The sequence below is a fragment of the Nonomuraea antimicrobica genome (assembly GCF_039536965.1).
GTDB classification, from domain to species: Bacteria; Actinomycetota; Actinomycetes; order Streptosporangiales; family Streptosporangiaceae; genus Nonomuraea; species Nonomuraea antimicrobica.
Window position 1 is genome coordinate 55,818 of sequence record NZ_BAAAZP010000224.1, and the last position, 24,769, is coordinate 80,586.

Annotated in this window: 19 protein-coding genes and 2 CRISPR repeat arrays; of the genes, 12 read left to right on the forward strand and 7 right to left on the reverse strand. The window is 69.3% G+C overall.

What is annotated here, in order from left to right; all coding sequences use genetic code 11:
* Nucleotides 1-241 precede the first annotated feature (241 nt).
* Nucleotides 242-1,789, forward strand: a complete 1,548-nt coding sequence (locus tag ABD844_RS47795) for a serine/threonine-protein kinase (protein WP_344894963.1) — start codon at nucleotides 242-244, stop codon at nucleotides 1,787-1,789.
* 175 nt (nucleotides 1,790-1,964) lie between these two features.
* On the opposite strand, the gene ABD844_RS47800 is transcribed toward ABD844_RS47795, so the two are convergent.
* Nucleotides 1,965-2,495 carry a GNAT family N-acetyltransferase gene (locus ABD844_RS47800; protein ID WP_344894966.1) on the reverse strand — a complete coding sequence of 177 codons (531 nt, stop codon included), beginning with the start codon at nucleotides 2,493-2,495 and terminating at the stop codon, nucleotides 1,965-1,967.
* A 443-nt stretch (nucleotides 2,496-2,938) separates the two neighbouring features.
* Between ABD844_RS47800 and ABD844_RS47805 the strand changes: the two genes are divergently transcribed.
* From ABD844_RS47805 to cas2e, 9 genes are all read left to right on the forward strand, one after another.
* Nucleotides 2,939-3,592 carry a DUF2637 domain-containing protein gene (locus ABD844_RS47805; RefSeq protein WP_344894969.1) on the forward strand — a complete coding sequence of 218 codons (654 nt, stop codon included), beginning with the start codon at nucleotides 2,939-2,941 and terminating at the stop codon, nucleotides 3,590-3,592.
* Between the two features lie 205 nt (nucleotides 3,593-3,797).
* Nucleotides 3,798-7,607: a CRISPR direct-repeat array (repeat unit 28 nt; unit sequence GGAACACCCCCGCCTGCGCGGGGCCGAC).
* 248 nt (nucleotides 7,608-7,855) lie between these two features.
* Nucleotides 7,856-10,705 carry a CRISPR-associated helicase Cas3' gene (cas3, locus tag ABD844_RS47810; protein WP_344895132.1) on the forward strand — a complete coding sequence of 950 codons (2,850 nt, stop codon included), beginning with the start codon at nucleotides 7,856-7,858 and terminating at the stop codon, nucleotides 10,703-10,705.
* Nucleotides 10,706-10,948: 243 nt separating this feature from the next.
* Nucleotides 10,949-12,607, forward strand: coding sequence for a type I-E CRISPR-associated protein Cse1/CasA (gene casA, locus ABD844_RS47815; RefSeq protein WP_344894974.1), 1,659 nt, complete (start codon nucleotides 10,949-10,951; stop codon nucleotides 12,605-12,607).
* Nucleotides 12,608-12,642: 35 nt separating this feature from the next.
* A complete protein-coding gene (gene casB, locus ABD844_RS47820; RefSeq protein WP_344894979.1) occupies nucleotides 12,643-13,257 on the forward strand; it encodes a type I-E CRISPR-associated protein Cse2/CasB in 615 nt (204 codons plus the stop codon).
* A 17-nt stretch (nucleotides 13,258-13,274) separates the two neighbouring features.
* Nucleotides 13,275-14,423 carry a type I-E CRISPR-associated protein Cas7/Cse4/CasC gene (gene cas7e, locus ABD844_RS47825; RefSeq protein WP_344894984.1) on the forward strand — a complete coding sequence of 383 codons (1,149 nt, stop codon included), beginning with the start codon at nucleotides 13,275-13,277 and terminating at the stop codon, nucleotides 14,421-14,423.
* Complete coding sequence (cas5e, locus tag ABD844_RS47830; protein ID WP_344894989.1) at nucleotides 14,420-15,211, forward strand: type I-E CRISPR-associated protein Cas5/CasD; 792 nt, start codon at nucleotides 14,420-14,422, stop codon at nucleotides 15,209-15,211. The genes cas7e and cas5e overlap by 4 nt, the downstream gene beginning before the upstream one ends.
* On the forward strand, nucleotides 15,208-15,984 hold the full coding sequence (cas6e, locus tag ABD844_RS47835; protein WP_344894992.1) for a type I-E CRISPR-associated protein Cas6/Cse3/CasE: 777 nt from the start codon (nucleotides 15,208-15,210) through the stop codon (nucleotides 15,982-15,984). The genes cas5e and cas6e overlap by 4 nt, the downstream gene beginning before the upstream one ends.
* Before the next feature lie 8 nt (nucleotides 15,985-15,992).
* Nucleotides 15,993-17,042, forward strand: coding sequence for a type I-E CRISPR-associated endonuclease Cas1e (gene cas1e / locus ABD844_RS47840; protein WP_344894996.1), 1,050 nt, complete (start codon nucleotides 15,993-15,995; stop codon nucleotides 17,040-17,042).
* Nucleotides 17,039-17,317: a type I-E CRISPR-associated endoribonuclease Cas2e gene (gene cas2e, locus ABD844_RS47845; RefSeq protein ID WP_344895001.1), complete on the forward strand. Its 279-nt coding sequence runs from the start codon at nucleotides 17,039-17,041 to the stop codon at nucleotides 17,315-17,317. The genes cas1e and cas2e overlap by 4 nt, the downstream gene beginning before the upstream one ends.
* Nucleotides 17,318-17,572: 255 nt before the next feature.
* Nucleotides 17,573-20,279: direct repeats of the CRISPR family, unit length 28 nt; unit sequence GGAACACCCCCGCGTGCGCGGGGCCGAC.
* Between the two features lie 307 nt (nucleotides 20,280-20,586).
* Here the strand turns inward: cas2e and ABD844_RS53515 are convergent.
* Complete coding sequence (locus tag ABD844_RS53515; RefSeq protein WP_425568782.1) at nucleotides 20,587-20,895, reverse strand: bacterial transcriptional activator domain-containing protein; 309 nt, start codon at nucleotides 20,893-20,895, stop codon at nucleotides 20,587-20,589.
* A 9-nt stretch (nucleotides 20,896-20,904) separates the two neighbouring features.
* Nucleotides 20,905-21,315, reverse strand: a complete 411-nt coding sequence (locus ABD844_RS47850) for an AfsR/SARP family transcriptional regulator (protein WP_344895006.1) — start codon at nucleotides 21,313-21,315, stop codon at nucleotides 20,905-20,907.
* A 174-nt stretch (nucleotides 21,316-21,489) separates the two neighbouring features.
* Here ABD844_RS47850 and ABD844_RS47855 point away from each other — a divergent pair, with 174 nt between their 5' ends.
* Nucleotides 21,490-21,825 (forward strand): hypothetical protein, encoded by a 336-nt coding sequence (locus ABD844_RS47855; protein ID WP_344895011.1) that lies wholly within the window; start codon nucleotides 21,490-21,492, stop codon nucleotides 21,823-21,825.
* Here ABD844_RS47855 and ABD844_RS47860 read toward each other — a convergent pair.
* From ABD844_RS47860 to ABD844_RS47875, 4 genes are all read right to left on the reverse strand, one after another.
* Nucleotides 21,751-22,305 carry a hypothetical protein gene (locus ABD844_RS47860; RefSeq protein ID WP_344895014.1) on the reverse strand — a complete coding sequence of 185 codons (555 nt, stop codon included), beginning with the start codon at nucleotides 22,303-22,305 and terminating at the stop codon, nucleotides 21,751-21,753. The two genes, ABD844_RS47855 and ABD844_RS47860, sit on opposite strands and share 75 nt — an antisense overlap.
* A 344-nt stretch (nucleotides 22,306-22,649) precedes the next feature.
* Nucleotides 22,650-23,198, reverse strand: coding sequence for a LysM peptidoglycan-binding domain-containing protein (locus ABD844_RS47865; RefSeq protein WP_344895017.1), 549 nt, complete (start codon nucleotides 23,196-23,198; stop codon nucleotides 22,650-22,652).
* A complete protein-coding gene (locus tag ABD844_RS47870; RefSeq protein WP_344895022.1) occupies nucleotides 23,186-23,830 on the reverse strand; it encodes a pilus assembly protein TadG-related protein in 645 nt (214 codons plus the stop codon). Before ABD844_RS47870 ends, ABD844_RS47865 begins: the two co-directional genes overlap by 13 nt.
* Nucleotides 23,827-24,003: a hypothetical protein gene (locus ABD844_RS47875; protein ID WP_344895025.1), complete on the reverse strand. Its 177-nt coding sequence runs from the start codon at nucleotides 24,001-24,003 to the stop codon at nucleotides 23,827-23,829. Before ABD844_RS47875 ends, ABD844_RS47870 begins: the two co-directional genes overlap by 4 nt.
* 404 nt (nucleotides 24,004-24,407) lie before the next feature.
* On the opposite strand from ABD844_RS47875, the gene ABD844_RS53520 reads away from it, so the two are divergent.
* Nucleotides 24,408-24,698, forward strand: a complete 291-nt coding sequence (locus tag ABD844_RS53520; RefSeq protein WP_425568783.1) for a hypothetical protein — start codon at nucleotides 24,408-24,410, stop codon at nucleotides 24,696-24,698.
* Nucleotides 24,699-24,769: the final 71 nt, after the last annotated feature.

The following is a 24,769-nucleotide window of genomic DNA, read 5'->3' on the forward strand; positions in this document are numbered from 1 at the left end:
GAGCCCGGTGCCGATGCCGTCGCAGTCACCGCCGCCCAGTTCCGTGAGGTGATCGAACGCCTGGTCGTGAGTTTCCCGCCCCGGCTGAACATAGCTGCTACCAGGGGTAATGCCCCGAATGACAGGCCAGCCGCAAGTACTGGCGATTGACGCGATCCAATGACCACGAGTCTGGACATTCGGCAGATTCGCTCGGGCGCGCACGGGTAGGCTGCCACAACTTGGCTGCAGACGAGGGAGCATGGTGGCCGCGCAGACACAACCGGGACGTCTGATCAGCGGGCGGTACCTGCTGGAGTCCATTCTGGGAGGCGGGGGCTTCGGACGGGTCTGGAAGGCTCACGACGAATCTCTCGACGTGGATGTGGCGGTGAAGGAAGTCTGGCTCCCGTCGGCCACCTCTGACGAGGAGCATACGCAGCGGCTGCGACGCGCCGAGCGCGAGGCGCGCAGCGCTGCCCGGCTGCGGTCGCATCCGCACATCGTCACCGTTCACGACGTGGTGGTCGAGGATCAGGCGCCGTGGATCGTCATGGAACTCGTCGACGGCGGTACCCTCGCCGAGCAGATCCTCCAGGATGGTCCCATGACGGCCGACGCCGTCGCACTGGCCGCCAAGGGGCTGCTCGACGCCCTCAGCACGGCGCACGCGTCCGGCATCGTACACAGGGACGTGAAACCGGCGAACGTGATGATCGCCCGGGGTGGCCGCGTGCTCCTCACCGACTTCGGGATCGCTGTGCAACAGGGCGACACCGCCCTCACGATGAGCGGTGGGCTGATGGGCTCGCTCGAGTACATCGCGCCGGAACGGTTCAACGGCGTGGACAGCGGCGGTGCGGGCGATCTGTACTCGCTCGGAGTGACGCTGTATCAAGCGTTGGAGGGAGTGTCCCCGTTCCGCCGGGACACCCCGACAGAGACGCTCACTGCTGTGCTGTTGGGGGAAGCGCCCGTTCCCCGCGAGGCCGGCGGGCTCGAGACGCTGATCACCCGGCTGCTGGACAAGGACCCGGCCAACCGTCCCACCGCCGCCGAGGCCCTGGCCATGATTGATGCCCTTGAGCCGCCCCAGGTGCCGAACAGCCCTGTGGCATCGGCCGTGCCGCCGCAGCAGTCCTTCCCGGAGCCCGGCCCCGGCACCGGCCCGGCGTCATCATCACCGCTTGCCCCAGCCGGTTCCGCAGCCCGCACCGAGAACGTCCCTCCTCCGCCACCGCCCACGTTGCAGGAGCAGGTGCCCGCCTTCGACGACCGGTCACGGTCCGGTTCTGGCGTGCTGCGGAATCGTAAGCTGCTCATCACAGGTGGCGCAGTGTTGGCTGTGGCGGTTGCCACGATCGCCATCGTCGTGGCCACATCAGGAGATGGAACTCAGGCCCCGCAGGCCGGCTCATCCGGCACGGCCGCAGACCACACGGCACCCGCTGCGGAGCAGCCCGGCGCGAAAGGGCAGGGGATGCCGCCGGGGTGCGAGAACCAGACCGACGTCATGGACAGGTGGACCCAGGTCCCGGTCAGCGGTACGGTGCCGCTTCCGCCGACCGAGAACGTCCTGACCGAGATCGTGGACCTGCAGAAGGCCAATCTGGCCAAGGCGGTTCGTCCGGCGCTCAAGACCGCGCTTCAGAACGACATCGACACTGCCGAGAAGGCCCTCAAGGCGCTTCGTGCCGATGACTCCGAGACGTATCGGCAGGCCGTGACGAAGGACAAGCTTGAGCACCTGACCGAGATCTCCGACGCCTGCTTCTTCAACAATCTCGGTCCGTCGCAGTCGCCGAGTTGACCGTGAGTTCGAGACATCAGCAGCACAGGCAGCGCGTGATCGTCGCGGGACCTCCGCCTCAGCCCCGTCGGAGCTCAACCCAGGCAACGTCAACCCGCAGTTCCCGCACTGCCACCATCGTGAAGATCACCAACAGCATCCAGGGAAATCGTCAGAGCCAAATCGCGTAGCCCCATCACGTGGCCGGAGGCCGCAGGCCGAGCCACTGCTCGGCGTCCCAGGCATGGAACCGCTCGACCTCGGCGAACCCCAGCTTTGCCGCGAGGCGCATCGAGCCGACGTTGGCGCTCTGGGTGGTGAGCAGCACCGGCTCGCCGGGAAGGACGCCGTCAAACCAGTCGAGTGCCGCCGCGCACGCCTCGGCGGCGTACCCTTGCCCCCAGACCTTCGGCAGGAACAGGTAACCGAGATCGGCCTTCCCCGCAGCAGCCGGGCGACGGTGCCCGGCGGCTCTCCTGAGCAGGATCTGGCCGATCATCGCCCCGTCGAGCTCGACGACGAAGCTCCCGGGCCATCGCTCGGGCACCTCGGGCATCTCACGCTCGAGCTCGTCACGCGGGCGGGGACCGCCGAGGTAGGTGTGCACCTCTGGCGAGGCGAGCAACTCGATGAACGTTGTACGGTCCCGCGCCTCGGGCTCACGGAGCACCAGCCGCTCGGTCCGGATCAGCTCAGGCGGCCAAGCCACATGTCCCAGATCTGACATGCGCGCAGGCTAACAACTTCTGGACGTCGTTGCGTGTCAGTTCGCCGCGCGGCCCTGGAAGCCGGCGCCGACCCGGCGCTCGTCGCAAGTTGGATGAGTGAGGAACAAGGTCGACAGACTGAGCTGCAACACAGGCTCACGCGGCTCCCCGTTGCCCCGGCCCGTCTCGTCGACTGCGACAGCCTGGCAGCGTCTCTGCGCGGCCTGGGGAGTCTCGTCGATGTTCTGAGGAGAGCCGACCCAACTCGCAAAGCCAAGATCTATGCGAGCCTCAACCTGGAGCCGGTCTACCACCCCTCACAACACAAAGTCCTGGTCGCTGTCTCCAGCAACCAGGACCATTTGGGGTACCGATCTGTGTCCGAGGGGCGACACAGCCGATACGTACATGCCGTTCAGCGCCTCCACCACCCTCGTTCTCCCAGGTCGGGAGGTGTGAGCGCATGGAGCCGAACATGGAGGTCGTGCGCCGCATCCAGCGTACGACGATCACAGGGGTTCTCGTTCTCGCGGGCATCGCGGCGGTCGTGTCGTTCCGTCACATGCACGATCTCTGCCTTCGTCACGGTGAGGATCACTTGGCGGCGGTCCTCATCCCGCTCGCGGTGGACGGCGCAATCGTCGTCGCCTCGATGTCAATCCTGCTGGCCAACCAGCAGGGTTCGCGTGGAGGTTTGCTTGCTTGGGCCATGCTGCTGGTTGGGAGCCTGGCCAGCCTCGGGGCCAACATCGCTGTGGCTGAGCCCAGCTTGGTCGGTCGCATCATTGCGGCGTGGCCGAGTGCTGCTCTGATCGGTAGTTATGAGCTCTTGATGGCGCAGGTCCGCCGGGGCTCTGCCTCGGGGCCTGCTGTCGTGCAGGGTGAGGTACCGGAGGGTCGGGAACCTGTCGGCGATGATGACCGCGATTCGTCGCGGCAGACGATTTCTCATGAGTGGGAGACGGAAGATCTTCGTCGAACGGCTTGGCAGTGGGCTCTGGCGAATCGTCTTCCTGATGGGGCGCTTCCGTCGGGCAGAGTGATCGCTGAGCAGTTCGCGCGGAGTGCTCGGTGGGGGCGTTGGATCAAGCGAAGAGGTCTTGAGGAAAGCTCGTGAAGCAGGAGCATTTTCCTGCTGCATGAGGTAGTGAGCTGCCTGGGGCTCCATCGAGCTGCCGGGTGACGCCCTTGGGCTGTCCCTGCAGAACATCCCGCATGCATGGGGCCGATGCCGCACGTGGGACACGCGCTTGGTGATCCTGGGGAACGTCCTCGCCTGCGGGGCCGATGTCGATCCCCACTTCGCCTCGCTGATCGACGAGGGAACACCTACGCCTGTGCGAAGCCGACACCTACAGCGCGTCAGTCCTCGGCGTCCTGGGGAACATCCCCGCCTGCGCCGGGCCGACCCCGTGGTGTTCTGGGCGAGCTCGTACTGCGGCGGAATACCCCCGCCTGCGCGGGGCCGACGCGGCCAGATCCATCACCAGCACGTAGACCGCCGGAACACCCCCCGCCTGCCCGGGGCCGACACAGCGATGTCAGCCGTCGTCCCCCGCTGACCGGAACACCTCCGCCTGCGCGGGGCCGACCGGCGCATGCGCCGACGTTCTGCCGGGCCCATGGGAACACCCCCGCCTGCGCGGGGCCGACGCCCCGCCCGGGGAGAAGCTGCCCGAGATCCGCGGAACACCCCCCGCCTGCGTGGGGCCGACCCAGAGGGGGATGCCCGGATAGGGAGGTGGTTCGGAACACCCCCGCCTGCGCGGGGCCGACGTCACCGGGTACGGCGGCACGTACGGCAGCGGCGGAATACCCCCGCCTGCGCGGGGCCGACGCGCTCTCGTGCTAGGTCTTCCATCCAATCCAAGGAACACCCCCGCCTGCGCAGGGCCGACGCCGGGCTGTTCCTCCTGGGCGTCTTCCGGCGCGGAACACCCCCGCCTGCGCGGGGCCGACAACTCGTCCAGGCCCAGCACCCGACGCGCGCGGGGAACACCCCCGCCTGCGCAGGGCCGACCACATGGCCGTAAATCACCGTATATCGGTGAAGGGAACACCCCCGCCTGCGCGGGGCCGACGTGAAGGTGGTGGCGCAGGAGGTGCTGGCCTGCGGAACACCCCCGCCTGCGCGGGGCCGACTTGCGGAGGGCATCACGGATGCGGCCCTGGAGAGGAATACCCCCGCCTGCGCGGGGCCGACGCGTACAAGGTCGAGACCGACAAGGACCTGCCGGGAACACCCCCGCCTGCGCGGGGCCGACCTCAACATCCACGGGACGGTCATCTCGCCCGTCGGAACACCCCCGCCTGCGCGGGGCCGACCCGTGCCCGCCTCCGAACACGTACGGCGTGCCCGGAACACCCCCGCCTGCGCGGGGCCGACCAGCCGGCCACATGCAGGACACCCCAGCCGACCGGAACACCCCCGCCTGCGCGGGGCCGACGCGTCGAGCACGATCGAGGCCGCGGGAAGGCGCGGAACACCCCCGCCTGCGCGGGGCCGACCCCACCCCGGGGCCACGGTGAGGAGAACCGATGGGAACACCCCCGCCTGCGCGGGGCCGACGTGTCGCCCCCCTCCCTCCTGATGCCGACCAGCGGAACACCCCCGCCTGCGCGGGGCCGACAGGCCCCAGGTCCCGAGCGCGACGGGAAAGCCCGGAACACCCCCGCCTGCGCGGGGCCGACGTAGTTGGGGCCCTTGTGCACCATCACGCCCCAGGAACACCCCCCGCCTGCGCGGGGCCGACCGAGATCGACCTGCTCAGCCTTCCACTCGACGAGGAACACCCCCGCCTGCGCGGGGCCGACCCCCACCACCGCCTTGGCCGTGTCCCGTACGGCGGAACACCCCCGCCTGCGCGGGGCCGACTCCGGGCTTCCGGGGTTGTTCAGGGCCAGCGCGGGAACACCCCCGCCTGCGCGGGGCCGACCGCCGCAGGCGCGGCTCGTGATCCTCGATCACCGGAACACCCCCGCCTGCGCGGGGCCGACCTGGGGAGGCCGGACGGCGCGGTGCCGTTGGGCGGAACACCCCCGCCTGCGCGGGGCCGACACGAGGCTCTTCTCGAAGTCGCGCGCGATCTGCGGAACACCCCCGCCTGCGCGGGGCCGACCTCCATCACCGGCCCCCGCGCTTGCGTGCGGGCGGAACACCCCCGCCTGCGCGGGGCCGACTCGCACATGATCACACGGCGCGTGCCGCCGCAAGGAACACCCCCGCCTGCGCGGGGCCGACTTGCCCGGCCCTTCGCTTGTCTAGCGGGTGCCCGGAACACCCCCGCCTGCGCGGGGCCGACTACACCACCATCACGACCGCGAGGTTCGCGGCCGGAACACCCCCGCCTGCGCGGGGCCGACGGGTCGGCGGGATCCTTCTTCGACTTGCCCTGCGGAACACCCCTGCCTGCGCGGGGCCGACACCTACACCGGGTGCAAGATCACGTCCTGGGAGGGAACACCCCCGCCTGCGCGGGGCCGACGCGAGCAGGAACCGCCACCCGGCCAGGTCGCGCGGAACACCCCCGCCTGCGCGGGGCCGACGGTTCGGCGCCGGGGTGTTCCTGGGGGCGATCGGGAACACCCCCGCCTGCGCGGGGCCGACGATCACGCCCAAGAGGCCCGCGAGTCGGACGGCGGAACACCCCCGCCTGCGCGGGGCCGACGCGGCCTCGACCCCGGCCAGGCCCTCGATCACCGGAACACCCCCGCCTGCGTGGGGCCGACTTCAGGCCCTCGGCCTGCAGCACCTGGGCGGCCGGAACACCCCCGCCTGCGCGGGGCCGACGTCTTCCACTCCCCCTCGATCAGCCGTACCCGGGGAACACCCCCGCCTGCGCGGGGCCGACGACCCGACCGCAGACCCGGAGCTGCACGAACAGGGAACACCCCCGCCTGCGCGGGGCCGACCCCGCGTTCCTGGACGAGATCCACATGGCTGGGGGAACACCCCCGCCTGCGCGGGGCCGACGCAGATGTCACGATCGCCGCGACCACGGGAGGCGGAACACCCCCGCCTGCGCGGGGCCGACAACGCCATCAACACCGCGGCCCGCAGGGGTCATGGAACACCCCCGCCTGCGCGGGGCCGACGTGCCGCCGGACTCGGCGGTCCAGAGCAGCCGGGGAACACCCCCGCCTGCGCGGGGCCGACCCGCCCCTCGGAGGGGGCGGGTCCGCTCGCTGGGGAACACCCCCGCCTGCGCGGGGCCGACGCCACGCCCCGGAAGGATGCGGCCTGGTCGATCGGAACACCCCCGCCTGCGCGGGGCCGACTCTCGTGGTGCTACGACCACACGTTCGTACGGCGGAACACCCCCGCCTGCGCGGGGCCGACACCGAGTCCACGCGCGTCCTGTCCGACGACGACGGAACACCCCCGCCTGCGCGGGGCCGACGACGGGCCACACGCTGGCCTGCCCTGAGGACGCGGAACACCCCCGCCTGCGCGGGGCCGACCCGTCCGACCCCGCCTGACTCGGGTGGGCAGGCGGAACACCCCCGCCTGCGCGGGGCCGACGGCCGCGCCTTCATGTGCCTGTCGTTGCGGCCCGGAACACCCCCGCCTGCGCGGGGCCGACTCGCGCAAGACCATCGCACGCTCCACCACGGACGGAACACCCCCGCCTGCGCGGGGCCGACCTCGTCCGCGTCCGCGAACAGGCTCTCGATCACGGAACACCCCCGCCTGCGCGGGGCCGACGCTCATGCCACCGCTCCGGTCATGAGACGCTCAGGAACACTCCCGCCTGCGCGGGGCCGACCACCGCACCAGCCCGGCGTCCGCCGACGTGTGCGGAACACCCCCGCCTGCGCGGGGCCGACCACATATGCGCCATTGTTCGCAATGCGCGGCTAGGAACACCCCCGCCTGCGCGGGGCCGACGTATACCAGCTCAGCAGCTCGATGCCGGGGGGCGGAACACCCCCGCCTGCGCGGGGCCGACCCCGGGGAAGCCGCTCTTCGCAAGGTGGCACGCGGAACACCCCCGCCTGCGCGGGGCCGACACGGCGGTGCAGCGCGGCAGCCGGGTCTCGATCGGAACACCCCCGCCTGCGCGGGGCCGACCTCGGCCGCCCGCCGCTCGCCGTCCTCGACCCAGGAACACCCCCGCCTGCGCGGGGCCGACGCTTGTTCACCTGCGGGTTTACCAGCGGGGCACGGCGTTTTCCTTCGGTTGCGAATCGGTGGGCTCCTGCATGTCCTGCCTTCGTCTTCTCTTCAGTTTGTTCTTGCCGCTAACACTATGGAGAAGGAGAACGATACCGAAGATGTGTCGTGCAGCTCTGTTTTGTCGGTGGCGGTAGCTAGGGTGCGGAGTCGATGGGAGGAGGTGTGATGAGGTGGCATGACGCGCTTGGTTACGACCCGGTTGTGATGCGACAGCTTGGTGCGCTTTGGGGTAAATCGCGCCAAAAGGCAGGCGGCAGGACAAATCTTCTTCTTTCGCATCTGCTGGACACTGCGGCCGTGGCAGAGCAAGTATGGGATAACTATCTCGCGCCCTCCACAAAACGGATGCTGAACACCATTTCGCGGGACCGAGGCAGGCTGTTTTTCGCGTGGTTGTGTGGGGTGCACGATTGCGGCAAGGCGACTCCGGCGTTCCAGAGGGTGGACTCTGAGGGGGCGGACGCGGTCCGTCGGGCGGGGCTGAGTTGGATTGAGCCGGAGGTGCAGAGGGCTCGGTGGCGGCATGACAAGGCTGGCGGGACGCTTTTGCTGCGTCTGCTGAAGGAGGCCGGCTGGGAGTCCGAGCAGATCGCCTGGTTGTGGCCCTTGGTCGCTGGTCATCACGGGACTGTGCCGTCGAAGGGGGCGTTGCTGGGGCCGCGGACTGGGCGGGGCGAGCCTCAGGGGAAGGGCCGGGCTTGGGCGCGGGTACAGGCGGCGTTGGTAGAGGTGTTCACGAAGCTGGTCGGGTTCTCGGATCTCGCCGACGTGCAGCCTCAGCGGGTGCCCAGCCGGGCGGTGCAGTTGCAGCTCAGCGGCTTGGTGGTGATGGCCGACTGGATTGCCAGCGACGAACGTCACTTCCCCGGCGTCGATGACCTGGTCGATGTGACCATGCAGGGGGCTCAGGACCGCGCGGATAAGGCATGGAAGCGCCTTGGCCTGAGGGGTGGCTGGGGGCGACTGGATGACCCTCCGCTGGGGGCCTTCGCGGGTCGGTTCGGTCAAACGCCTCGCCCGTCACAGGAACTCGTGCTGGACATGGCGCGTCGGATGCCGGAGCCGGGGTTGCTGATCGTCGAGGCACCGATGGGGGAGGGCAAGACCAAGGCGGCGTTGGGTGCGGCGGAGGTGCTGGCCGCTCGGTTCGGTGCCGACGGCGTGTTCGTGGGCATGCCGACACAGGCGACGAGCGACCCGATGTTCAGTCAGGTTCGCGCCTGGTTGGACAAGGTCGATCCTGAGCTGGCCGGGCAGGTGGCGCTGCTGCACGGCAAGCGGATGTTCAACAAGGAGTGGCAGAGCTTGCTGGACGGGTCGGATGCCGATCCCGACAGTTTCTACGGTGGCGTTGAGGAAGACGACGTGTATGGGCTGGCCGATTCGCTGTTCGGCGGCGAGGGGATGGCGGAGCGGCAGGCGCCGGCGGAGTGGTTCCTGGGGCGTAAGCGTGGGCTGCTCAGCCCGTTCGTGGTTGGCACGATCGATCAGTTGCTGTTCGCGGCGACGCGAACGAAGCACGTGATGCTGCGCGCCGCCGGGCTGATGGGCAAGGTCGTGGTTCTGGACGAGGTGCACGCCGCCGACGTGTACATGTCGCAGTTTTTGCTGGAGGGGCTGCGCTGGCTGGGGCAGGCACGGGTGCCGGTCGTGTTGCTGTCGGCCACGTTGCCTCCCGCCCAGCGCCGCGCCTTCGTCGCGGCTTATCTGGCTGGTGCGGCTTCGGCGGAGACGTTCGACGTCGCGGACTTGCCGCAGCCGCAGAGATATCCCAACGTCACCGCGGCGTGCCTGGTCGACGGTCGGGCGGTCTATGACGTGGATGACGCGGGGCAGTGGCGGCCGGACCTGGACGTTACGGTGACCATTCTGCCGGAGATCCCCGGTGCGGGCACAGTCGGGGAAGAGAGCGGACAGGCTGAGAACGACCTCGCCGAGCTGCTGCAGGACCGGCTGTCTCAGGGCGGGTGTGCGCTGGTGATCCGCAACACCGTGCCTCGGGCGCAGCGTGCCTACCAGGTGCTGCGCGAGCGGTTCGGTGACGGCGACGTACGGCTGCTGCACGGGCGGATGACCGCGCATGATCGCGCAGGGGGTACTGAGGAATGCCTGCGATTGCTGGGCCCACCGGGCAAGGACGGGACAAGTCGGCCGGAACGGCTGATCCTGGTCGCGACACAGTTGGCCGAGCAGTCTTTCGACGTGGACGCGGACGTGCTCATCACGGACCTGACTGTGATTGACCTGCTGCTGCAACGGATCGGGCGGATGCACCGCCACGACGGGGTCGCTCGGCCGTCACGAGTCCGTCGGCCGGAGGTGATCGTCACCGGGTTCTCGCCGCGCGGTGAGATGGCGCCGTGGATATTGTCGGCGAGCGAGACCATCTATCGCCGTTACCTGTTGTTGCGCACTGCCGCGATGGTCTGCGCCGCAGATGGTGGTCGCTGGTCGGTGCCGAGTGACGTCCCACGCCTGGTCGAGCGCGTGTACGGCGAGGCAACGGACGTGGTCCCGCCCGCCTGGAGCGCGGACGAGCAGCAGGCCCGCCAGGAATGGCTGACCCGGCAGGAAGGGCGGGCCCGGAGCGCGGAGGACTTCCTGCTCACCCGCGCCGGCGAGCACACGAATGAGACGCTGGAGGGCCTCCATCGCGGCGCGGCTCCGGGCAGTCTGGCTGAGCACAATCTGGAGGCTGTGGTCCGGGATGGGGATCGCAGTGTGGAGGTGATCCTCGTTCGCGAGGATCAGAGGGGCTACCACACGCTGGCAGGCCGCTGGCTGGGCGTGAACGGCGAAGCGCTGTCGGACGACGTGGTGGAGGAGGTGCTCGGCGCGACCGTACGGCTGCCGTCCAAGCTGACGGAGTCGGCCGAGCGCGACCTGGCGCCGCTGGACGGCTGGCGCAGCCACCCGTGGCTGAAACACAGCAGGGCGCTGAAGTTGCCAGCCAGCACCCCCGCCACCCTGGGCGAATATCAGGTGTCGTACGACGAGAAGCTCGGGCTGACAGTGGACGGCGGCCCGCGGTATCCATCGCGGAGACGCACATGAGCCCCGCGCGGCCGGACGGTCGCAGACAGTGCTGCGATAAAGAGAACCGCCCGGCTCGCGCAAGGTTGGATCCCCGCATGGCGGGGCCGACGTATGCCCGAAACACGACTACGGGCCATCCCCGCGCCACCGCTGGCGCAAGGCCGACCCACCCCACTTTAGGGATTCTCCGGACGCGGTGACGTTCGGTATGGCACGCTCCAAACCGCAACCTCTAAACAAGACTAGTTAGAGGAGCTCTCGATGTTCGGCTTCGACCTGGTCGACTCCCCGTGGCTACTTCCCCGGCCACGGGGCGAGACCGCCGCACAGCCCCGCTCTCTGCGGGAGACACTGCTCCACGCCGACCAGTTCGACGCGCTGGAAGTCGAGGTCTCCACGCATACTCCCGCCCTGTTGCGCCAGGTCCTTCTGCCCGTCGTCATGCATGCCCTCAGACAACCTGTGGACCGCAAAGAGTGGGCTCGCCGGTTCGCCAACGGGCGTTTCACCGAATCCGAGCAAGAGACGCTCAACGCCTATCTGGACGAGCACCGGCCCCGCTTCGACCTGTTCAGCACGGAGGCGCCGTTCGCCCAGGCAGCCGGACTGCACACGGCGAAGGACGAGACGAAAGGGTCGGCGTTGTTGGTCGCCAGCCAAGCGTCCGGGAACAACGTGCCGCTGTTCTCGACCCGTACCGAAGGCGACCCGCTGCCGTTGACCCCAGCAGAGGCGGCCCACTGGCTGCTGCACACGCACTGCTGGGACACCGCAGGCATCAAGTCGGGCGCGGCCGACGACACTATGGCCAAAGCGGGCAAAACCACCGGGAACGTCACGGGGCCTCTTGGGGCGCTGGGTGTGATCGTTCCGATGGGACGCACCTTGTTCGAGACGTTGATGCTCAACATCCCGATCGGACGCCAACCCGCCGACGACCTCCCTCAGTGGCAACGCTCTCCCACGACCGGGCAGTGGTCACCTCGACGCGCCACCGGTCTGCTCGACCTCTGGACCTGGCAGGCGCGGCGAATCCGTCTGATCCCAGAGGAAACCGAGCATGGCCTACGGGTCAGCAGGGTCGTGCTGTGCGCAGGGGACCGGCTGCAGGCCGTTCCGGAATGGGAGCCGCACACGGCCTGGACCTTCGCCAAGGAGGCCAAGAGCCCCACGGGCACAGTGCGTCGGCCGCGACGGCACGTACCGGGCAAGGCCGCCTGGCGTGGGATGGAGGCGCTGCTGGCCGCGGAGCGGCAGGACGGCGACGGCGGTGTGGAGACCTCGGTGCTGCTGAGCCAGCTCGCCGACCTTCAGGCCGACGACGCTCTTCCCTTCGACTACCCGCTGCAGGTACAGACGATCGGCATCGTCTACGGCACACAGTCCGCGGTCGTGGAGGACGTGCTGTTCGACTCGATCCCGCTGCCGATCACCGGGCTACGCGCCGAGAGTGACACCTACACCACCTTGGTCGGGGTGACCGAGCAGGCCGAAGACCTGGCGCAGGCGGTGAACGGCCTGTCCGCCGACCTGCGGCGAGCGCGAGGAGCCGATCCGATCCCCTGGAACAAGGGGCAGCGTCCCGGGGAGTTCGTGCTGCACGCCCTCGACCCGCTGGTGCGGCGCTTCCTGGTCGGGGTACGCGCCAGTGCGGATGATCCCGACCTGTTGGAGCGGGGACGTACCGCCTGGGAGAAGCTCGCCTACCGGCATACCCAGGACGTGGCGGACAAGCTGCTGGCCACGGCCACCGGGAGTGAGTTCGCCGGGCGGGTGGTGAAGAAGGACAAGACGGAGTACGTCTACCGGCTGGCCTCCGCCGAGGAGAACTTCCGCCAGCGGCTACGCGCCGCACTGCCCCGCTGGGCTCAGTCCGTACGCGATGATCCGGACGCCGCGCCCGAGGAACTCCCTGCCTGACAGGCACCCCAGCCAGCCTGAACACGAGGACCCCCATGACCTCTGCCAACGATCGCATCACCCGGTACTGGACCCGTTACGTGGCCGCCGACGGCACCTGGCGTCGCGAACAGGGCCCGCCGCCGGGGGAGGACCTGGCCGCCTTCCGCGCCGGACTGGGCCGCCCTGCCGGTACGGTGCCGGCTCTGTGGCCGTTCTACACCTCGCCCATCGACGACCGGCTCACCCGCCAGGGCAAAGTCTCGCCCGAACTGGCGGCCGAGCATGCCGCGCTCGCCCTGTTCGGGCTGCACCAGCAGTCCCGTCCCGACCCCATGCACCGCCCCGAGATCCGGCTCGGCCAGGCGCTGCGGCGCCTGCACAAGCAGTCGGAGCACGACAAGGGGTTCACCCGGGAGGCGGTGGACCGGCGGGTCAACGCCGCCGCGTCGGCCACCCAGGTCTCCGCCTTCCTCACCCACCTGCGCGGCCTGATCTCCCTGCTGCGGACCCTGGGCGTGCCGCTGGACTACGACCGGCTGCTGCGTGACATCCGCGACTGGCAACGCCCCGACACCCGGCAACTGGCTCGCCGCCGGCTGGGACTCGACTACTACGGCTGGCAGCCAACACAGAAGGCACCCCCCGAATCCGCGCCCAACCCCAAGTAACGTCCCCTGGAGCTCTCATGGCCAAGCGCCTGTACGTCGACGTGCATATCATTCAGACCGTCCCGCCTGCGAACCTGAACCGAGACGATCAGGGAAACCCGAAGGAGGCGTACTTTGGCGGGCACCGTCGAGCCCGGGTGTCGTCACAGGCGTGGAAGCGCGCCACCCGTTCCCGCTTCGCCGAGCACACCCCATCGCAGGATCACGCGACCCGGACCAAGCGCATCGCCGCCGAACTGAGCGAGCGTCTCGCTGGCCGTACCGGTCTGGAGAGCGAGCAGGCCACCCGCCTGGCCACCGCACTGCTGCAGCCGCTCGGCATCAAGCCCGGCAAGAAGGCCGGCGACACCGCCTACCTGCTGTTCTTCGGCTACCGCCAGCTCGAGGACATCATCGACCTGGTCGCCGACCAGGCCACCGACCTGACCGCCCTGGAAGACGAGGAACTGGCCAAGGCCGTCAAAGACCTCCCAGTCGCCGAGAAACTCCAGCAGGGCCATCCGATGGACGTGGCGATGTTCGGACGCATGGTCGCCGACATCCCCGCCCTCAACGTCGACGCCGCCGTCCAGGTCGCGCACGCGCTGTCCACCCACGCCGTGGACCTGGAGTTCGACTACTACACCGCCGTCGACGACGAGAACCTCAAGGAGGAGACCGGCGCCGGCATGATCGGCCAGATCGGCTTCAACTCCGCCACCCTGTACCGGTACGCCGCCGTCAACGTCCCTCAACTGATCTCCAACCTCGGCGACGGCGACGCCGCGCTGGCCGCGGTCGACGCCTTCATCGAGCACTTCGCCCGCTCCATCCCCTCCGGGCACCAGAACTCCTTCGCCCACCGCACCCTTCCCAGCCTGCTCGCGGTCGTCGTACGCGAAGACCAGCCGGTCAACCTCGTCTCCGCTTTCGAAAAGCCGCTCCAGCCCGAAGAGGAGGGTGAGGGCCTGGCCGCCGACTCGGCCGTCCGCCTGGCAGTGGAACACGACCGCGCCGTCCGGCAATGGGGCGACACGCCCGCGTACGTCGCCGTCTGCCACACCTTCGACCCCGACCGGCACACCGGCGAACGCCTGACCACGATCCTCGGCCCCAACACGCCCTTCCCCACTCTGATCGCCGACCTGCGCGCCAGGCTGGCCGAGAAGATCGAGCAGACCCGATGACCGGCCCTGCGGCCACGCTGGTCCTGCGCCTGGCCGGCCCGCTGCAGTCCTGGGGCGACCGGAGTGTCTTCAACCGGCGCGAGACCCGTCCCGAACCCACCAAATCCGGCGTCCTCGGCCTGCTCGCCGCTGCCGCCGGCCGAGCCCGCGAAGAACCCCTGGACGACCTGCTCGGCCTCCAACTCGGTGTCCGCGTCGACCAGCCCGGCAGCCTGCTGCGCGACTACCACACCGTCAGCGACTACCGTGGACGCCCGCTGCCGCAGGCCGGCGTGTCCGCCAAGGGCGTGCAGAAACCCACCTCACCTGCCAAGCACACCCACGTCACCCAGCGCTTCTACCTCCAGGACGCGGTCTTCGTCGCTGCCTTGCACGGCCCTGCCGCCCTGGTGGAGACGCTGGCCGAGGCCGTCAGGCGCCCGGCTTTCCCTCTCGCGCTGGGCCGCCGCTCCTGCGTCCCCACGCAGCCTCTGTTCCTCGCCGTTCACCAAGCGCCCCTGATCGAGGTACTGGAATCTGAAGCCTGGCAGGCCACCGACACCGCCAAGCAGCTCTACGCCCGCGACCGGGGCCGCCCCGCCACCGTTCGCCTCCCGGCCACCGTCGACGACCCCAACGGCGAGGACTCGGCCAGCGACGTCCCGCGTTCCTTCGCCCCTCGCGAGCGCCGCTTCACCAGCCGCCGTATCCACCACCTGTGGGTCACCCTGCCGACCGGAATCGCCAACGCCCGCAGTACCCCGGACACCCCGTCAAGCCACGACCCGTTCGCCCTCCTGGGCTGGTGACCACCGACATGACCTATCTGTCCCGCATCAGAATCAACCCCCTGCGCGAAAAGAGCCGCGTGCTGCTGGCCAGCCCGCACGCCATGCACGGCGCTGTCATGTACGGCATCCCTGACGCACCCACCGACCAGCGCATCCTGTGGCGGCTGGACGCCGATGACCCCCGCAGGCCCATGCTGTTCGTCCTCACCGCCACCCGCCCGGACTGGAGCCACCTCGTCGAACAGTCCGGCTGGCCGGACGCCGACGGCGAACACGCAGCCATCCGCGACTACGCCCCGCTGCTCGCCCAGCTCGCCGTAGGCCGCGAATTCGCCTTCCGCCTCACCGCCAACCCTGTCCAGAACACCTCCACCCCCACCAAACCCACCGCCACCCAACTCGAACGCGCCGCCGAGACCAAACGCCGCTCCTTCCGCATCGGCCACCGCACCGCCGACCAGCAACTCACCTGGTTCCTGTCCCGCACTCAGCGATGGGGATTCGAGGTCCCGCCAGCGCACACCGACCCGCCCGCCCTCGGCCTGCATCCCGGCGACGGACAGCAACCGCCGACACCGTACGAGGTCCGCATCGTCGCCCGCGAGCGCCGCTCCTTCCGCAAGAAGAGCAACGGCGCCAAACCGGTCGTCCTGCACACCGCGACCTTCGAAGGCCGGCTGCGCATCACGGACGTGGCCGCGTTCACCGACAAGCTCGTGGGCGGCATCGGCCCGGCCAAGTCCTACGGCTGCGGTTTGCTCACCCTCGCCCCTCTGCCCGGCCCACGGTAGGAGAGGTGATGGCCGACATTTGGCAGAAGGCTCACCCCCACGACCTGCACCGCGTGGCCGACCGCGTCTCCAGCGTCTACATCGAACGCAGCCACATCGACCGCGACGAGAACGCCGTCGTCGTCATCAACAAACGCGACACCGTCCGCATCCCCGCCGCGATGATCGCCGTCATGCTGATCGGACCGGGCACCCGCATCACCCACGGAGCCGTCCAACTCCTCGGCGACTCCGGCACCGCCGTGTGCTGGGTCGGCGAACAAGGCGTCCGCCTCTACGCCTCCGGTCTGGGCCCGAGCCGCGGCGCCGGACTTCTCCACCGCCAGGCCTGGCTCGTCACCCGCCCCAAGGAACGCCTCACCGTCGCCCGCGCCATGTACGGCATGCGCTTCCCCGGCGAAGACGTCTCCGCCATGACCATGCAGCAACTGCGTGGCCGCGAAGGCGCCCGCGTCCGCAAGCAGTACCAGCACCACTCCCAACGCACCGGCGTGGCCTGGACCGGCCGTGACTACCGCCCCGGCGACGCCTTCGCCACCGGCGACGACCTCAACCGGCTGCTGTCAGCGGCCAACACCGCCCTGTACGGCATCTGCCACGCCGTTATCGTCGGCCTCGGCGCCAGCCCTGGCCTCGGCTTCGTCCACACCGGCTCGGCCACCTCCTTCGTCATGGACATCGCCGACCTCTACAAGGCCGACTACACCATCCCCCTCGCGTTCGACCTCGCAGCCAAAGGCCTGGCCAAAGAACGCGACGCCCGCCTCGGCTTGCGCGACCGTATCGCCGCAGACAAACTCCTCGGCCGCATCGTCCACGACATCAAGACGTTGCTGTCCCCTGGCGGAACCGAGATCCCAGAGATCGACGTCAACGAACTCTGGGACGACAAAGTCGGCACCGTCGCCGGAGGCGTCAACTGGGCCGGAACGGAAGAATTCCCGGACGATCCCCTGTACGCCGAATTCAACCAAGCCAGCATGGGTGAGGACCACATCGCCGTCATCGGCCCCGACTTCGACAAACCCCTCCATGGCGACGAGGCGAGTGACACATGACCGTCATCGTCCTGGTCGCCGCTCCCGAAGGACTGCGCGGCCACCTCACCCGCTGGATGGTCGAAGTCAGCGCCGGCATGTTCGTCGGAAACCCCAGCAAACGGATCCGCGATCGCATCTGGGCCCTCCTCGCCGACCGTATCGGCGACGGTCAGGCCATCCTTGTCGAACCGGCTTCGAACGAGCAAGGCTGGGCCCTCCGAACCGCCGGGAAAGACCGCTGGTACCCCGTCGATTTCGACGGACTGATTCTCTCCGCCCGCAACCGCCGATAAGACCCAGCTCAACCATGTCGGCACAGCCGACGTCTCCAACGCGGGGATCGCATGCGACGAAGAGGCCGACTTCGCGATGCTGGTTGGTCGGCCTCATGTACAGGGATCACGACGTCATGAAGACGTGGGACGCCAGAACATCCCCGCGTGCGCGGGGCCGACCGAACGGGCCGACCTGGCCCGGCGTGTGTGTCGTGCACACACCGCGTGCGCGGGGCCGGCACCTACCATGATCCCTCCCCTCCACTGGAAGTAGGAACGCCCCCGCGTGCGCGGGGCCGATGGCGTAGGTGTGCGGGCGCACGGTGCCCGACGGGGAACACCCCCGCGTGCGCGGAGCCGACGTCACCCCAGCACTCCGCAACATGATCGGCATGGGAACACCCCCGCGTGCGCGGGGCCGACGGCCCATCTCCCCCGGCCCTAACGAAGTCACAAGGAACACCCTCGCGTGCGCGGGGCCGACTGCGGACGCAGCCCATCGACCGAGGCCCGGAGCGGAACACCCCCGCGTGCGCGGGGCCGACTTCGAGAACGGCGACCCTTCACGGGCGGTGGCGGGAACGCCCGCGCGTGCGCGGGGCCGACAGAGTCAGATGGCCGGGAGGGTCGGGGATCGGCGGAACACCCCCGCGTGCGCGGGGCCGACCCATGACCCACGAGGTCAACGCGGCCGATCTGCGGAACACCCCCGCGTGCGCGGGGCCGACGCTACCGGCAACCTCGCGCTGCGCGAGGACGACGGAACACCCCCGCGTGCGCGGGGCCGACGCGGTCGAGACGCGCGGCCTGTCGGACTCCAACGGAACACCCCCGCGTGCGCGGGGCCGACCGCTGAACTACGGCCACAGTGAGGTGATGGGAAGGAACACCCCCGCGTGCGCGGGGCCGACCGATGGCGGGCGGGGTCGGGTCGGCGTCGGCGAGGAACACCCCCGCGTGCGCGGGGCCGACGCCGAGTCGGACTCCTGCTCCAGCGCGTCCACCGGAACACCCCCGCGTGCGCAGGGCCGACGTGGCGTGCAGGCCGGGCGGCATGGTGGGCGGGGGAACACCCCCGCGTGCGCGGGGCCGACCCCCACGACCCAGCGCGAGTGGCGCGCGTGTCCGGAACACCCCCGCGTGCGCGGGGCCGACCCTCACCTGCCTCAGCAGTTATCCAGGGGAACACCCCCGCGTGCGCGGGGCCGACGTGGTCAACTTCTCGCGGCCCGAAGGTGCCGCAGGAACACCCCCGCGTGCGCGGGGCCGACGCCCTGCCCGAGGTAGGCGAGCGTCACGTGCAGGGAACACCCTCGCGTGCGCGGGGCCGACAGCGCCGCCATCCTCATCGGCCCCGGCACCCTCGGAACACCCCCGCGTGCGCGGGGCCGACGGCTCAGGGGGGAACATGATCCGAGACACCCGAGGAACACCCCCGCGTGCGCGGGGCCGACGCGTCCGTGGTCACTCCGGCCGGGGGTTCCGACGGAACACCCCCGCGTGCGCGGGGCCGACGCAGCGCACGCCCCACCTCAGTGGAGGGAGCGGGGAATACCCCCGCGTGCGCGGGGCCGACAGGTGGCGGGTTCGAGGGAACTCATCATGATCCGGAACACCCCCGCGTGCGCGGGGCCGACGCTTTCCACTGCATGTGTGTCGCGTATCCACGCGGAACACCCCCGCGTGCGCGGGGCCGACCCCAGGGCGCGCGATGTACCTATGCATCTACGAGGAACACCCCCGCGTGCGCGGGGCCGACTCGTACAGGTACGCAGCCCGCACGCCCTCGCGGGGAACACCCCCGCGTGCGCGGGGCCGACGATCTGGGCGCCGGGCAGGCCGAGTCGGTCGAGGGAACACTCCCGCGTGCGCGGGGCCGACAAGGGTGCGCACACTAACCCCTAGTGCCGCCGCGGAACACCCCCGCGTGCGCGGGGCCGACCCGAGGTTGTGGGGGCGCAGTCCCTCACGCTGAGGAACACCCCCGCGTGCGCGGGGCCGACCGATCCGCCAAGATGTGGCGTCGTCGTCCGGGCGGAACACCCCCGCGTGCGCGGGGCCGACGCCGGCGAACCCATCAACGACGCCGGCGCCATCGGAACACCCCCGCGTGCGCGGGGCCGACGGCCTCATCCCGGGTCGCCGCCCGGGCCCACACGGAACACCCCCGCGTGCGCGGGGCCGACGGAGAGACCACCCCTGCTCAGCGTGGGCTCCTGGGAACACCCCCGCGTGCGCGGGGCCGACCGGCTGTGACGGTTACGCGATCAGACGTCTTGGGGAACACCCCCGCGTGCGCGGGGCCGACCGGCAGCAGCACCGGAACTGGAACGATCTCGCCTGGAACACCCCCGCGTGCGCGGGGCCGACCCCTACACCACGCGCCCGCGCAAGGGTGAGGTCGGAACACCCCCGCGTGCGCGGGGCCGACTGAGCTTTCCGCCATTCCACCCACCGTCCCGAAGGAACACCCCCGCGTGCGCGGGGCCGACCGGTCCCTCCTTGGGTCTCACACCGTGCACTGGGGAACACCCCCGCGTGCGCGGGGCCGACGTGTCCGTGGCCCCCAGGATCATCCCGACCAGCGGAACACCCCCGCGTGCGCGGGGCCGACGCCAGACAGACCGCCCAGGGCGTGGTGTGCCAGGGAACACCCCCGCGTGCGCGGGGCCGACTCCGAACCTCACACCAACAGCGGAAGGGAAAGCGGAACACCCCCGCGTGCGCGGGGCCGACTCCAGGAACGCGCGGGCCTCGGCCGGCGCCATCGGAACACCCCCGCGTGCGCGGGGCCGACGCTGCGGGCACGTCGGTGACGGCGTAGGCGTAGGGAACACCCCCGCGTGCGCGGGGCCGACACCTCCCGCACCAGCGCCACCAACTCCCCCACCGGAACACCCCCGCGTGCGCGGGGCCGACGATCGCGAACTACTCGATCTCTCTCCGGTACAAGGAACACCCCCGCGTGCGCGGGGCCGACACTTGTTCACCTGCGGGTTTGTCGGCGGAAGGCCCTGTTTTCGTTTGGTTGTGCAGCAGTGGGGTGCTGTTTCGTCTGCCTGTGTCTCACGTCCAGGATGCTGGGTGTGCTGTCACTGTGGATGGATGAGGCGAATGGTACTTACAGGGTACGGGGTTGAGAGGATGTAACGGTGTTCGAGTTGGTATGTGTTTGGCTGGCCAAGACTTATATCTGAGCAGAGCTATGTCTTCAGGAAAGCCGCCTGCCAGCGCATGCGCCGGTCGGTTGCGAGACGTAGGGAGTCCCAAATAGCCTGCTTGGGCTGCTATGTACGATATGGTGCTATTGGCCTATCTGGACGGTTTGAAGGGCTGTTTAGTTGTTGTAGGACGGTTTGGGTTTCGGGGGAGGGAGTGACGCCGAGGGTGTTGAGGCGGTTTTTGAGGTGGCGGGCGCGTTGGCGGGCTTCGTCGGTGCGGCCGAGGGCGGTGAGGAGGTGGATGGCGGAGCGGGGGGTGCTTTCCATGTCGGGGTCGAGGGTGCAGGCTTGGTCGTAAACCTCCAGGGCTCGTTCGTTGTGTCCCCCGTGTTCGTGGAGCGCGCCGAGTTGGAGGAGGGCTTTGATGCTGGCGATGGCGTGGGGTCAGCGGTGGTCTTGGTCGAGCCAGTCGTATTTGAGGCCTTGGCCGAGTTGGCCGTGGCAGAGGGTTGCGGCGGTTTCTAGGGCTGCGAGTTTTGCTTGTTGGGTGGTGGCGGTGCGGCTGTTGGTGAGTGCTTGGTGGAAGGTCCAGAGGTCGACGTCGGTGTGCTGGGGGTTGATGCGGTAGGTTTTGCCGCTGCGTTCGATGAAGTGGGTTGTTTTGTTGTCGGGGGTGGAGGCGTCGCGTAGGGCGGTGCGGAGGTCTTTGAGGGCGGCGTGGAAGTGGTAGCCGGCCAGTGTTTCTTCCAGGTCGGGCCAGAGGTGTTCGCGGATCTCATCGCGGTCCAGGCCCTTCGGGCGGAGGGCGAGGATGACGAAGAGTTCGAGTGCTTTGGTGCGTCGGGTCAGGTCCATGAGCGTGCTGTGTACCTCGATGGCGGGCTCTCCGAGGAGGGTGAAGCGAACTGGTTGAGGTGTTGTACAGGGTGGGGGGATGGGGAGGTCGGCCGGTTGTTCGGTGTGTTCGGTGGGCATGCCGTTGCCGGTGGCGAGGGTGTGGAGCACTGATGTTGTGGCGTCTGGTGGCAGGTGGAAGAGCGTGGCGTTGCGGAGCTCATCGGCGAGAGGGCCTGTTGCCTCGGTGACGTGGTGATCCCGGTCTACGGCGCAGGTGGTTCCCGATGGGGTGCGGCCGGTCAGGACGGCTCCGAGTCCGAGGTCGGCTGCTGTGGTGAGGAGGGTGTCCAGGTAGGTGTGGCCGTCGGGGCAGGTGGCGGCGAGCAGTACGGCAGGCAGGGGTTCGCCGGGTTCGGCTTGGCGGAGTTGGTGGATGTCGTCGGCGTCGTAGTCCTAGAGGAGGCCGCGGCGGCTGACGAGTTGTTCTTCGAGGTAGCCGATGGCTTCGTCGAAGGTGGCGACCAATAGGAGTTCGGGCAGGTGGTCGGCCAGGGCGGCGATGGTGGGGCCGAACCAGTGTTCGGCGTCTCGGGCCGGGATGATGATGTGGGCGCGGTGGGCGTCGGCTTGGGTGAGCAGGTCGAGGATGATGGCGCGGATGCAGTCGTCGGCGCCTGAGCCGGTGAGGGTCAGGTTCAGTCCGGACAGGGGCAGGTGCACGGGCTTGTCGTCGCGGATTCCGGCTTTGAGCGTGATGGGTGGGTCGATCGCGAACGCCGAGGTGACCAAGGTGAAATCGTCGGGCGGTGCTTCTTCTGGAGTGCTGTTGAGGTGTGCTCGTGCGAGTGCTCGTACGGCTGGGTGCTGGGGTTCTGGGGTGAGTACGCTGATGGGTTCGTCGATGGTCGGAGTGGGCAGGCGGCGTCTGCGGTGTAGCCGGGTGGCCGCGAGTGCGACGGCGACACCTGCGGCGAAGGAGAGCGCCATCATCCCGCCCTGGGGCAGCACGACCGCCTCGGAAGCGAGTGCTGCTGCGTCGGGTCTCAGGGCCTGGGGCGCGGGCTCAGATGGAGGGCGGGGCGCGTTGGAGGCGAAGGCGGGGCGGAGCGTGATTGTCCCGGTAGTCAGGTGAGGCGGGGCGGTTCGACTGTGTCCTGTGTCGGCCGCTACGCGTGACGAAGCGATGCGGGCCGACGTCTCTGCGGGGTGCGATGAAGTCGCAGAGGTGCGGTGAGTCGGGTCGGCTGTGTGCCGTGAGAGGGTGCGGCGGTGGATCGGCTTGGCCTTTTGAGCGTCGAGGCTGTGCTTGGGCAGGATCAGTCGCCATCCTGGTTCGAGTACGTCCGGGTCGGTCAGTCGTGTTTCGCCGGGTTGTGGGCGGCCTTTGTTGAGTTTGAAGATCTTCTTGTAGTGGGTGCCCTTGCCGAGGTGTTGCTTGGAGATGCCCCACAGGGTGTCGCCTGAGGTGACGGTATGCGTTCGGGGTTGGGTGCGTTTGGGTTTTCTGGCGTCGGTGGGTAGGTGCCGGGTTGGAGCCACTCGCCTTGGGTGAAGGGGCGGCTGTCGTTCATGGTGCGGCCTTGGTTCAGGGCGATGATGTCCTGGTAGCGCATCGGGTCGCCGAGTTGATGCTCGGCGATGGTCCACAGGGTGTCTCTGGGCTGAACGACGTAGGTGACGTGCGGGTTTGCGGTCTCGGTCTTGCCTGGCTCTGCGGCTGTGGCGCGGTCGGGTGTCTCGGTGGTGGTCGCGGCGATGGCTGCGGCGGGGATGAGGGCGCGGGGTGCGGCGATGGGGGCGGTGGCGGCTACGGTGATGGTGGTGATCAGGTACGCGGCGAGCCGTTGGAACGGCAGGCGTACGTGGCTGCGGCGGGCGCGGATTGTGCCTACGAGTTCCACCGTGACGGCGAGGGCGAACAGGGCCCAGCAGGTCCAGACTGTGGCGAGCAGCAGTGTCTGGATGACGATGGGTTCGCCGGGAGTGGCCAGGTCGTCGATGGTGGGCAGGCCGATGGGCAGAAGAAGATCAGCAGGATGGCGGGGATCCCGGCCAGCAAGCCGACGAGTGCCGCGCCGGCGGCGGTTCTGGCGAGTAGTGGGTGACGCAGCCCGTACATCGTCATGTTCGTCCTTGTTCGATGCCGTGGAACATTTGCGTGGTGGCGGCGGCTGTGGCGGTTACGGCGGTGATGCCGATGAGGGAGATCAGCGCGGTGGGTTTTGGACACGGTGACGGTGACGTTTACCTGGTTGCCGGTCGTGGAGACGGTGCCCGTGTGGCCGGCGGTGGTCAGGTAGGCGCGGGCGGCGTTGCGTGCTTGGGTGGGGTCGATCTCGAATCGGCCGCTGGTGTAGGCGTGGCCGGTGTTCATCTGTCCGGCTCCGGCGCGGGCGGCTTCTTCGGCTGCGGCGTAGGCTTGGCGGTAGGCCTGGATCTTGGCGCCGCAGTCGACCATGAGTCCGGCGCACAGCAGCAGCGCGAAGGTGATCACGGTGGTGAACACCGTGACCGAGCCGCGCTCGGCGTTCACGGTTGGTCTCCGCGGGCGCGGTAGGGGTCGATCGGGCTGGTGAAGCTGCTGGTGATGGTCTTGGTGCCGGGGATTCCCGGTATGGCGAGGTCGGCCAGTTGCACCTCGCAGGAGACGTGGGCGATTATCGTGGCCGGTCTGCCCAGCGGGGCGGACAATCCTGCGGTGTCCACGGTCACTGATGGTGCGCAGGCGAGTCCTTCACGGGCGAGGGTTGTACGTGCGCTCGTCAGGGCTGCCGATCGCGCTCCGACCGGATCGCGGGTGATGGATGACCACACCTCGGGGCTCTCCTGACTCACGCCCCCACACCAAATCCCTTTGTCAGCAGGCTCTGAAGCTGGTGGTCGTCGACGGGCTGCACGACCACCACAGACCGTGGCAACCGGCAGGCGCGGGGGAGCGGCCGGTGACGCGAGCGGCTCACACGCTCAAAGCGCCGGCGATGAATCTGCAGGTGCCGGCGGTCGCCACCGCTCGGCTCAACCACAATCCCGGCAGCCGGATCGATCGCTGACCCAGCCTGACGGACTGGCAAGACCTCGACGCGGTCGGCCACATCGCCGACGCCGTCATCCTGGTGCACCGAGAAGACGCCTACGATCCGGACTCGCCTCGCGCCGGCGAAGCGGACCTGATCGTGACCAAGCGCCGTGAGGGGCCCCAGGCCACCGCGGCGGTCTCCGGGTCGCGGGCCGCGAGTTCCATGGTGGTGTTCACGGTCAGGCGGCCGCGACCGTGGCCGTTCTGGAAGCTTGCGGACTCCTGGTCGGTGATTGCCGTGAGGAGCGCGCGGACCCGATCGACCGCCGGTTGCCGCTCGTCCTCCAGAATGCGGAGCTGGTTGCCGGTGGTGGTTTCGATGTAGCGGGCCAGTACGCGCTCGAACAGTTCGTGTTTGCCGGTGAAGGCGTTGTAGAGGCTGCTTCGGAGTCCGTC